1 protein-coding gene is annotated in these 364 nt (G+C 68.4%); it reads left to right on the forward strand.

Translation table 11 applies throughout. The features are described 5' to 3' along the window. Positions 1 to 76 precede the first annotated feature (76 nt). On the forward strand, positions 77 to 364 hold a 288-nt coding region (locus G6O54_RS37130), incomplete at its 3' end, for an IS66 family transposase (RefSeq protein ID WP_205679204.1).

The raw sequence follows: 364 nt of genomic DNA on the forward strand, positions 1-364 counted from the left end.
CCCAGGAGGGATCCGCATTCGTATGAGATCCTGAACATTCTCTGTCACGATCGTCGGCCCCGCCCGTAATACGGGCATGAAGGACGTCCCCGGCACGCTCCCCGACGACCTCCCCGCCTCGCACGCGATGATCCGCGAGCTCGTCGACACCGTGCGCGAGCAAGGGCGGCTCATCGACGGCCTCCAGCATCAATTGGCCAAGCTCCTGCGGGCCCGGTTCGGCCGCAGCTCGGAGAAGATCGACCCCGATCAGCTCCTCCTCTTCGCGAACGAGATCCTGGCGGCGATGGGGCCCGACGCCGCGTCGAAGGTCGAGCCGAAGCCCGAGCCGCCCGCGGCGACGAAGCCGCCGAAGGAGGGCCAC

Origin of the sequence: Aquisphaera insulae (genome assembly GCF_011064615.1) — a bacterium.
GTDB lineage: Bacteria > Planctomycetota > Planctomycetia > Isosphaerales > Isosphaeraceae > Aquisphaera > Aquisphaera insulae.